Genomic DNA, 9,806 nt, shown 5'->3' with positions numbered 1-9,806 from the left:
ACGCTTCATCGCCTCGTTCGTAGAGCTGTAATTCAGGAGGGTTTTCCGTGGGAGCAACCAAGGCGGTCACCGACGCGACGTTCGTGACCGACGTGCTGCAGTCCGACAAGCCGGTGCTGGTCGACTTCTGGGCTGAGTGGTGCGCACCGTGCAAGAAGGTCGACCCGCTGCTCGCGGAGATCGCCAACGAGATGGGCGACAGGGTCCAGATCGTCAAGGTCAACATCGACGAGAACCCGGAGACCGCCCGCGCCTACCGAGTGATGTCCGTGCCGACGCTGACCATGTTCAAGGGCGGCGAGGCGGTCAACTCCGTCGCCGGCGCCAAGCCCAAGGGCGCCCTCGTGAACTTCATCGAGTCGGCCCTCTGAGTCGTTTCATGACGCCCCGCATCCGCCCGGATGCGGGGCGTTGCGCTTTGCCGTGAATCATCGCGCTCCCCTGCCCAGGGGTACGCTCCGTAAGTTGCCCTCTGCTCTTCCCCCCAGTTGTTAGGGAGCCGCGCGTGCGTTCGATCCGACGTGGAGACACCGGACCGGCCGTCGAGGAGATCCAGTCGATCCTGGTAGGCCTGGAGTTGCTGCCGGCGGTCGCCGACACCTTCGACGAGGCCACCGAGAACGCCGTACGGGCCTTCCAGCAGAGCCGCGGCATCGGCGTCGACGGGCTGGTCGGCCCGGAGACCTGGCAGGCCCTCGACGGCGCGCGCTGGAAGCTCGGCGCCCGCACCCTCTACCACTCGGTGCCCACGTCGCTGGTCGGCGAGGACGTCCGGGCGCTGCAGGAGCGGCTGCTGGAGATGGGCTTCGACAGCGGCCGTGCCGACGCGATCTACGGCCCCCGCACGGCCCGCGCCGTGGCCCAGTTCCAGCGTGAGGTCGGGCTGACCCCGGACGGCTCCTGCGGCCCGCAGACCCTGAAGGCGCTGCGCCGTCTCGGCCGCAAGGTCGTCGGTGGCCGGCCGCAGTGGCTGCGGGAGGCCGAGGCTTTCCGCCAGTCCGGCTCCAGCCTGGTCGGCAAGACCATCGTCATCGACCCGGGCCACGGCGGCGCCGAGGACCTGGGCGTGGTCGTGCCGGACGGCCAGCTGCGGTGGACCGAGGCCGACCTGGCGTTCGACTTCGCCAACCGGCTCGAGGGCCGGCTGCTCGCGGCCGGCATGCGCGTGCACCTGACCCGCGGCCCGTCGCCGGTGCAGCCGATGACCGGTCAGGAACGGGCGGCCCTGGCCAACAGCCTCGGTGCCGACCTGTTCATCTCGCTGCACCTGGACGGCCACGAGAGTCCGGCCGCGGACGGCGTGGCGACGTACCACTACGGCACCGGCAACGGCCTCACCTCGACGGTGGGGGAGCGGCTGGCGAACCTGGTGCAGCGCGAGATCGTCGTGCGCACCGGCATGCGCGACTGCCGGATCCATGCCAAGACCTGGGAGCTGCTCCGGCTGACCCGGATGCCCGCCGTCCGGGTGGACCTGGGTTACCTGACCTCGCCGACCGACCGGGAACGGGTGATCGACCCGGCCTTCCGCGAGCAGGTCGTCGAGGCCATCCTGGCCGCGGTCCAGCGCATGTACTTCCCGGTCGAGGCGGACGTGCCGACGGGCTCGATCGACGTGCGGCAGCTGCGGCTGGCGCTGGCGTCCCGTAACGCCTGAGGGGTCAGTTCGGGGTGGAGCGCGTGGCGGCCGCGGGCCGCACCGGGCGCAGCAGCGTCTCCGGGCTCATCGAGCCGAGCAGCTTCTCCAGCGCGTACTCGACGTCGGACTTCCACGACAGGGCCGTCCGCAGCTCCAGCCGCAGTCGCGGATAGCGGGGGTGCGGGCGGACGGTCTTGAAGCCGACCGACAGGAAGAAGTCGACCGGGGCGACGCAGCCTTCCTCGCCGTCGCCCGCCTCACCGAACTTCGCGTCACCGAACGCCTCGATCGCCTTGACCCCACGCTTGGTGAGGTCACGGGCGACACCCTGGACGAGCATCCGGCCCAGGCCGCCGCCCGCGAACGCCGCCACCACGTGCGCGGTCATCAGCAGCGCCGCGTCCGCCGAGACGGGTGAGGTGGGGAAGGCCATGGACCGGGGCACGTACGCCGGCGGGGCGTACATGACGTAGCCGGCGGGCATCCCGTCGACGTAGGCCAGTTTTCCGCAGCTCCCCCATTCGAGGAGAGTCTGCGACACCCAGGCCTCTTTCTCGAGTCCCGGATCGCCGGAGGCACAGGCACGCTCCGCGGAGACCGGATCGAGCTCCCAGTAGACGCACTGGCGGCAGGGCCGGGGCAGATCCTCGAGCGTGTCGAGAGTCAGGTTGACCAGGCGTCGCGACATGCGGGACCCCTCGAGAATCGACAATTTTCCGGACTCGAAGCACGGTCCTGTTCACGTGCTCATCCGCGCCCCCGCACGGATACTACGCCGCAATGGCCTTGAACGGGAGCGTAACGGTCGTTAACCGCAGGCAGGCCCATGCGTCCGACCTTTAGCATGGACGCCGATGTGACCAGCGATTTATCGAGGTGAGCCGCATGACCGGCACGACTCAGGACGACTACACAGATCGGTACGCGCGGCGGGTCCGGGGGATGACGACCTCCGAGATCCGCGCATTGTTCGCCGTGGCGAGCCGGCCGGAGGTGGTCTCGCTGGCCGGTGGGTCGCCGTACATCGCCGCGCTGCCGCTGGACGCGGTGGGGGAGATGATGGGCCGGCTCGCGAGCGAGCTCGGCACGACGAGCCTGCAGTACGGCATCGGCCAGGGCACGATCGAGCTCCGCGAACGCATCTGTGAGGTCATGAGCCTGTCCGGCATCGACGCGTCCGTCGGGGCGTCGCCGGACGACGTGGTGGTGACGGTCGGCGGCCAGCAGGGTCTCGACCTGGTGGCACGGCTGTTCCTGGACCCGGGTGACATGGTGCTCGCCGAGGGGCCGACCTACGTCGGCGCACTCGGCGTGTTCCAGGCCGCCCAGGCACAGGTACGGCACGTGGCCATGGACGCTGACGGCCTGGTGCCGGCCGCGCTGGAACAGGCCATCGTCGAGTCCGGTGGACGCGCGAAGTTCCTGTACACGATCCCGACGTACCAGAACCCGGCCGGGGTCACGCTGACCGACGCCCGCCGCGACGAGATCCTCGACATCTGCGGACGGCACGGACTGCTGGTGGTCGAGGACGACCCGTACGGGATGCTCAGCTTTGCCGGTGAGGCGCCGCGGCCGCTGCGGGCCCGCCGGCGCGAGGGCATCATCTACGTCAGCACGTTCTCCAAGACGTTCGCGCCCGGGCTGCGGGTCGGCTGGGTGCTCGCTCCCCATGCCGTACGGGAGAAGCTCGTGATGGCCAGCGAGGCCAACATCCTGTGCCCGAGCGCGTTCGCGCAGGGCGCCGTGACGCAGTATCTGTCGACCATGCCGTGGCGCGAGCAGATCAAGACGTACCGCGAGGTCTACCGCGAGCGCCGCGACGCCCTGCTCGACGCGCTGCGTGATCTGATGCCCGCCGGCACGACGTGGACCCGGCCGGAGGGTGGCCTGTTCGTCTGGGCGACGCTGCCGGAGGGCCTCGACTCGAAGGCGATGATGCCGCGCGCGATCGCGGCGCGGGTGGCCTACGTGCCCGGCACCGGCTTCTACGCGGACGGCACCGGCGGCACCAACCTGCGGCTCAACTTCTCGTTCCCGCCGCCGGAACGCATCCGCGAGGGCGTGCGCCGGCTGGCCGGCGTGATGGAGCAGGAACTGGCGATGCGCGCGGTCTTCGGACCGACGACCCCACCGCGCCGGCGGGGGCACGCCGGCGCGGACACTCCCGGCCCGGACTTGGCATGATCACCACCATGGGTACGCCATCAGAAACGCACGTCCTGGTCCTGGCCGGCGGCCTGTCCTACGAGAGGGACGTGTCCCTGCGCTCGGGCCGCCGCGTGCTGGACGCCCTCCGCGCGGCGGGCCTGTCGGCGGAACTGCGGGACGCGGACGTGACTCTGCTGCCGTCGCTGCGCGAGGACCCGCCGGACGCCGTGGTGATCGCGCTGCACGGGGCGACGGGCGAGGACGGCTCGCTGCGCGGGGTGCTGGATCTGTGCGGCATCCCGTACGTGGGTTGCGACGCCCGCGCGGCCCGGCTCGCCTGGGACAAGCCGACCGCGAAGTCGATGCTGCGCGAGGCGGGGATCCCGACCCCGGACTGGGTGGCGCTGCCGCACGACCGCTTCTCGGAGCTGGGTGCCGTGGCGGTGCTGGACCGGATCGCGGAAAGGCTGGGCATGCCGCTGATGGTGAAGCCGGCCCAGGGCGGCTCGGGCCTGGGAGCGGCGGTGGTGCGCGAGGCAACCGCGCTGCCGGCGGCGATGGTGGGCTGCTTCGCGTACGACTCGACGGCGCTGGTGGAGAAGTTCGTACCCGGCACGGACGTCGCGGTGTCGGTGGTCGACCTCGGGTCCGGCCCGCAAGCCCTGCCGGCGGTGGAGATCGTCCCCCGCGACGGTGTCTACGACTACGCGGCGCGGTACACGGCTGGGCTGACGACCTGGCACGCGCCGGCGAGATTGTCGGCTTCGGTGGCTGCGGAGGTGGCTGAGACGGCGTTGGCGGCGCATGAGGCGTTGGGATTGCGGGACCTTTCGCGGGTGGATCTGATCGTGGATTCGGCCGGGCGGCCGCATGTGCTCGGGGTGAACGTGTCGCCGGGGATGACGGAGACTTCGCTGTTGCCGTTGGCGGTGCAGGCTGAGGGGTTGGACTTCGGCAAGGTGCTGGGGGCTTTGGTGGGGCGGGCTGTGGGGCGGGGCGCCGGCTGATCCTTGCTCGGTGTTCGTTCTTGGATCGGGTGGTCGTCCCAGGTGTCGGGGTGGCCACCCCGATTTCTGTGGGTGGGCCGGCACTGCGTTCGGGGGAGGCGTCGATGCCTGTCCTCGGTGGGCGCCTTCGGCGCGGCGGATGGAGCCGCGCCGCCGCACCAGGCCCCCGCTCAGAAGCCCGACCACCGAACGCAAGCTCCCCGACCACGGCCGAGGGCACGCGACGCATCCGGTACGGGCACTCCCCGCCACAACCGCAAACGACCCCGCCCCGACCGCGACGCTCAACCCCACCCTCGCGAACACAAACGGCGAACGACCGGGCCGCCCAACCGACGCAGTCCGGATCAGTCACGTCGCCTCAATCCCCTCCAGCACGACCGGAGCATCGCATTCCCCCGAGCGCTACGGACCATCCCCGCGACAACCCGCGCAGCCCTGTCCGCCGACCCGCCGTTGCGCCGAGGTGCAGCCCCTGTTGAAGGAACAGCTCGATTCAGATGACCGGCGCTCATCGCCGTCGCGTAGACGAGCCGTGCAGATTCGGATCGCCCGGCCAGAGACGAACGCCCCCGTAGCCGGCCAGGAACCTGGACGACGACCCGCTCCACGGATTCGCACTTCGGGGGGAGTAGGCGCCGGCCGCAAATCCGCAACGTCCCCACCGGGTAGGGGCGTTGTCGAGCGGGGTGTTGTCGGCCTGACGCATCGGTCGCGGAGGCCTTCGCTGCGGCGGTTGCGGTTCGGCTGGCTGCGGCCATCCTGCCGTCGGCTGGTGACGCGTCGAGTGTCGTGGAGTAGTTGCGGTTGGCTCGCGTGTCGTGGGCTTACGTCGCTTCTCGTGCATCGCTTGGGTCGGCATTCGGTGAGGCGGTGCTGATGCCGCCAGCTGTTGAGGAGTTGTCATTTGGTGGCGCCTGACGACAGGCCTTGGGGAGTGCTGGCGTTGACCGTTGCGCGATCGCTGCGGCCGGGTGCGTGGGGTGCGGCGTGGCCAGACGATGGGTTGCGGGTGTTGCGATTCTGGCCGCTGAGACTCTGGGGTGCTGCGTCGGGGACGATGAGGCTGCGGGCACGGCGTCGCGGACGGCGAGGCTGCGGGCACGGCAACGCGGACGGCGAGGCTGCGGGCAGCGTCGGCCGGACGCTGAGACTGCCGGCGCGGAGTTGCCGATCCCGGCCCGCCAGGTCCGGGATCGGCGGACGCCAAGTTGGCCGACGGAGAGACTGCAGGCACGGCGTCGCGGACGGCGAGACTGCATGCACGGCGTCGCGGACGATGAGACTTCGAGTGCTGCGTCGGCGGACGCTGAGACCGCCGGCGCGGAGTTGCCGATCCCGGCCCGCCAGGTCCGAGATCGGTAGACGTCAAGTTGGCGGACGGAGAACCGTCGGTGGAAGGCCGCCGGAGAGCGCAATCCCCGGACATGTTGGCCGCGGATTCAGGCCCGTCCGGCGTGGCCCTGCTCTACCCCCTGCTCGGCTTCCGGAAGCCCGCTGACCCGGACCCCACCCCTGCGGCCCGTAGCTTCGACCCGTCAGCCGGACCTCTCAGCCCGAAGCCCACTAGCCCCGGACCTCTCTGCTGTGGGACCGGTGACCTGAACCTCTGCCGTGGAGCCCGTCAACTCGAACGGCACCTCTACGGCGCGGCGCGGTAACCCGAACCCGTTGTCCAGACCTCTCAGCTCGAAGCCGGCTAACCCGGACCCGAAACCTCCCCGCCCTAGAGCCCGGTGGCCTGACCTCTGCCCTGGAGTCTGGGAACCCCGGACCTGTCAGCCCGGACGCTGGTGTCTCGGACCCCTCGACCCGGAACCCAGTGACCCGAACCCCCTCAACCCGCAGCCTGGGAACCCAAACCCCTCAGCACGCCGCCCGCAGCCCTAAGCCCGCCGCCCGCCGCCTTCAGCCCGCAGCCCGGGTAGTCGGAACCCCTCAGCCCGCAGCCCGGTAATCCGGACCCCTCAGCCCGCAGCCCGGTGACTCGGATCCGTCAGTACGGAGCCCTTAGTCGCTGACCTCGCTGGACATCGTCCCCGTGTTCTTTCAGCGACGGGTTGGGGCCCGGCGGACGCGGACGTCGCCGGCCCGGGTGGTTCAGGCCGGGGTCCGTGACAGGACCGACCGGGATTCCTCGGGCGTGAGTTCGCGAACCGTGACTCCGTCGCCGGGCTATCCGGAGAATGCGACCCGCCGGGACGAAGCCCGCGAGGCGAGGCTTTGAGTTCTGCCCCGTCAGGTGCGGGAGGCCGGAGCCGGTGACCCGTCAGACGTGGACCCCGCCGCCTGCTGTGCCTCGTCGGATGGCGCGGTCGCGATCTGCGAGTCCTCGGCCGGAGAACCTGTAGACCCGGGTTCGCCGGAACGGGAATCCACAGGCGCTGGATAGGCGGGTCGCATTCCGCCAGGCGGTGAGTCCACTGACCCCTCCTCGTTGGAACCGAGGCTGCCAAGTGCCGGACCATCCCGTCGCGGGCTCTCGGACGCCGACTTCTCGGAGCTTGAGCCCGTGGCTGCTGACGTCTCCGGCGCAGCGGCGTCGGCGGCCGGCTGATCGGGCGTCGCGGTGTTCCACGTGAAACCGGCGGACGGGGAGTCCGTGGAGTTGGTCGGGTCCCATGCGTCGGGAGCCGGGGTCGTGTCCAGGGTGATTGTTGGTTCGTTGCTGAACGTGGACGGCGACTGCCAGTGGATGTGGGGAGGTTCGGCGATGGCGCGACCGCCGAAGCCGGCGAGCCACTCGGCGACGAGCGCCAGATTTTCGAGCCACTGCTCCTCGGGGATGACCGGCAGGATGTCGTCCCACAGCGACAGGAACGTACCGCGGAGCTGCAGCCGTCCGTAGGGCCGCGCCAGGAACCACATGTGCAGGTGCGCCGAGCCGTCACCCCAGCGGTTCACGTGGACGCGGGCGACGCCGTCGAGGGATCGGATCGCTCGCTCGAGCCGTACCGTCATCACGCCGAGTTCTGCGGCCAGGAGGTTCGGCAGGTCGCCGATGTCGAGGTGTGAGCGACACTCCAAGATCAGGACCATCGGCAGGCCGGTGGGTCGGTCCATGCCGCGGACGCGCCATCGCTCACTGACCCAGATGTACGCGTCGTCGGGGGTGTTGCAGGCGACGCAATCGGCGGCGTCCTCGCCACTTCGCGGAGGCTCGACCTCGACTGGCTCGGCCAGGGGTTTGACCCGCATGTCGCCTTCGAAGGGGAAGGAAGGCCAGCGCGTGAAGTCAGGCAGCGGCGGGGGGTTCTGGGGCACGAGGGTGACCCTAGCCCAGCTCACCGGGCACTGTCCCGGGTCAATTTCCGGCGAACCCGCCGATGCTCCCTCACCCGTTCAGACAGTGCCCGAAACGTCGACACCCGTCACCTTCGGTGGGCTCCGTGCTACGCCGATAGTTATCCACAGAAGTTATCCACAGGCCCACCAGTTTCACGTGAAACACGACGTAGAACGCGTTCACCCCCTGTGGATACAGCAGTGGAGAAGCTGTCATCCATCGGAGTTGTTTCACGTGAAACCGCCACGCGGACCGCCATCAACAGGTTCTGCGCACAGGTTGTGGATACTGCCGCTCACCGATCCCAGGTCGCCGGTGCGGCGTCCGGTTCGCCGCTCGGCGCCACGGCTCCGCATCGCTCGAACCGGCTCCGGAACGGACGGATCCGGCTGAGGATCGGGCACTCACCGAGACCTCGTTTCACGTGAAACAGAGCAGTCCGACATTCTCCGCACCGGCCTGCATTGGACCGTCCGTGACCCTCGAAGCTACTTGTTGCCACCGGCCTAACCGCTCCCGACCGGTGCGGCTCATCAGCTCGTCGGGCGAAGGGCTGACAAGAGGAGTCGGTCAGTCTGCGGCTCGCCAGGTGCGCGCAAGTACCAAGGCTTCGACTCTCCACAGCGCTCTCCGCGCAGATCCCCAAGAGTCTGAGGCTTGGGCCTTTTAGAGGCCGCGGGTCGCTAACTCCGCTAACGACCGGGCGCCCGCCCTCGCTGGCTACTCGACGGCGGATCATCCCGCTCGGTCGAGTAGCGGCCTCGACCGGAGCGTTGCTCCGCGGACCGGGGCAGTGTTGCTCAATAGCGCCGTGCGGAGGCTGCACGGTGAGTGCGTTCATCCGACTAACAGGCAGAGCCAGAAAGGTCGGTCGGGGACATGACCCAGCCGGCCGATCCGTCTGAGGGCTCGGACAGGTCTCGGATGGCCGTATCCGACTCAGCGTTGCCGTGAGGCTGATCAAGGTGATCCGGGAGCCGTTGCCGAACACCGCTCAAGCGAAGCAGCGAGCATCGCTGCGCCTGCTTCCCATCCGCCTGTGGAGCGCCGCGTTCAGCGTGAGCTTCAAGAGCTGACGACTCCGGATCGGCTGTCGGGTCCAGCTATGCCAGAGGGCGGCGCGAGATGGGTCAGGAGTGGCACGGACAGCGGAGCCTTCACCGCTGCTAATGGCTTGCGGGTGTCGGCCTGGCCAGGCGAATTCTCATCCTCATGAAAGGGCTGATGACCGCCGTACCAGCCATCAATACGTCGCGAGGTTCTGTGCTCACCCTGGTGGTGATGCACTGCCTGGCAAGCTCGGTCGACGTTCGCGCCAGCCCGCCACACGAGTTCCCAGAGCTGTCGGCGGGGGAGTCGGGCGCGAGGCCCGAAGGCAGCAACCAGTCCGAGTGGCCTGAGTGCCAGTGAATAGGCGCCCAGATTGCTAGAGCAGGGGTGGCGTCTACGTCCTCGGCTCGCCGTTGAAGAGGGCCGCCTTCTGATGACCGCGACAACAGGCGGACGGTTTGTATCCGCCCGATCCAGCTTGGGCCTTGCCCAGATCCAGGGTTCCCCGGACGTGCCTGTCACGTCGCGGGGACTCTGTCGGCCCTTGGATCGACGGCATGCTGCAAGTGGTGGGACATCGAGGTTCGCTCGGGATGCTCCACCCTTAAGAGGGGTGCCCGTTTCACGTGAAACGGGCCCGGCTCGCGGCTCGCGGCTCCCGGCTCCCGGCTCC

At 69.5% G+C, this 9,806-nt stretch carries 7 protein-coding genes; 5 read left to right on the top strand and 2 right to left on the bottom strand.

Features of this window, described 5'->3' with window-relative positions:
- The first annotated feature begins 47 nt into the window (after positions 1 to 47).
- Positions 48 to 371: a thioredoxin gene (trxA, locus tag Aau02nite_RS04505; RefSeq protein ID WP_212987036.1), complete on the top strand. Its 324-nt coding sequence runs from the start codon at positions 48 to 50 to the stop codon at positions 369 to 371.
- Positions 372 to 505: 134 nt separating this feature from the next.
- On the top strand, positions 506 to 1,657 hold the full coding sequence (locus Aau02nite_RS04500; RefSeq protein WP_212987035.1) for an N-acetylmuramoyl-L-alanine amidase: 1,152 nt from the start codon (positions 506 to 508) through the stop codon (positions 1,655 to 1,657).
- A gap of 4 nt (positions 1,658 to 1,661) precedes the next feature.
- Here Aau02nite_RS04500 and Aau02nite_RS04495 read toward each other — a convergent pair whose 3' ends face one another.
- Positions 1,662 to 2,327: a GNAT family N-acetyltransferase gene (locus Aau02nite_RS04495; RefSeq protein WP_212987034.1), complete on the bottom strand. Its 666-nt coding sequence runs from the start codon at positions 2,325 to 2,327 to the stop codon at positions 1,662 to 1,664.
- Positions 2,328 to 2,524: 197 nt separating this feature from the next.
- Between Aau02nite_RS04495 and Aau02nite_RS04490 the strand changes: the two genes are divergently transcribed.
- Together Aau02nite_RS04490 and Aau02nite_RS04485 are read left to right on the top strand one after the other, a co-directional pair.
- The gene (locus tag Aau02nite_RS04490; RefSeq protein ID WP_212987033.1) at positions 2,525 to 3,826 is read left to right on the top strand and encodes an aminotransferase-like domain-containing protein; all 1,302 of its coding nucleotides are present in this window, start codon (positions 2,525 to 2,527) and stop codon (positions 3,824 to 3,826) included.
- Between the two features lie 8 nt (positions 3,827 to 3,834).
- On the top strand, positions 3,835 to 4,797 hold the full coding sequence (locus tag Aau02nite_RS04485; protein WP_246594895.1) for a D-alanine--D-alanine ligase family protein: 963 nt from the start codon (positions 3,835 to 3,837) through the stop codon (positions 4,795 to 4,797).
- 2,238 nt (positions 4,798 to 7,035) lie between these two features.
- Here Aau02nite_RS04485 and Aau02nite_RS46195 read toward each other — a convergent pair.
- Positions 7,036 to 8,061: a hypothetical protein gene (locus Aau02nite_RS46195; protein WP_246594894.1), complete on the bottom strand. Its 1,026-nt coding sequence runs from the start codon at positions 8,059 to 8,061 to the stop codon at positions 7,036 to 7,038.
- A gap of 972 nt (positions 8,062 to 9,033) precedes the next feature.
- Here Aau02nite_RS46195 and Aau02nite_RS47265 point away from each other — a divergent pair.
- Positions 9,034 to 9,159 (top strand): hypothetical protein, encoded by a 126-nt coding sequence (locus tag Aau02nite_RS47265; protein ID WP_281420957.1) that lies wholly within the window; start codon positions 9,034 to 9,036, stop codon positions 9,157 to 9,159.
- The last annotated feature ends 647 nt before the right edge of the window (positions 9,160 to 9,806 follow it).

Origin of the sequence: Actinoplanes auranticolor, from assembly GCF_018332655.1 — a bacterium.
Taxonomy (GTDB): Bacteria; Actinomycetota; Actinomycetes; order Mycobacteriales; family Micromonosporaceae; genus Actinoplanes; species Actinoplanes auranticolor.
Note: the sequence above shows the minus strand (reverse complement) of the source record. Positions and strands in the feature narration are given on the sequence as shown.

Excerpts from the sequence above, each read along its gene's own strand:
- Aau02nite_RS04495 (WP_212987034.1), bottom strand. The coding sequence starts at position 2,327 with ATGTCGCGACGCCTGGTCAACCTGACTCTCGACACGCTCGAGGATCTG.
- Aau02nite_RS04490 (WP_212987033.1), top strand. The coding sequence starts at position 2,525 with ATGACCGGCACGACTCAGGACGACTACACAGATCGGTACGCGCGGCGG.
- Aau02nite_RS04485 (WP_246594895.1), top strand. The coding sequence starts at position 3,835 with ATGGGTACGCCATCAGAAACGCACGTCCTGGTCCTGGCCGGCGGCCTG.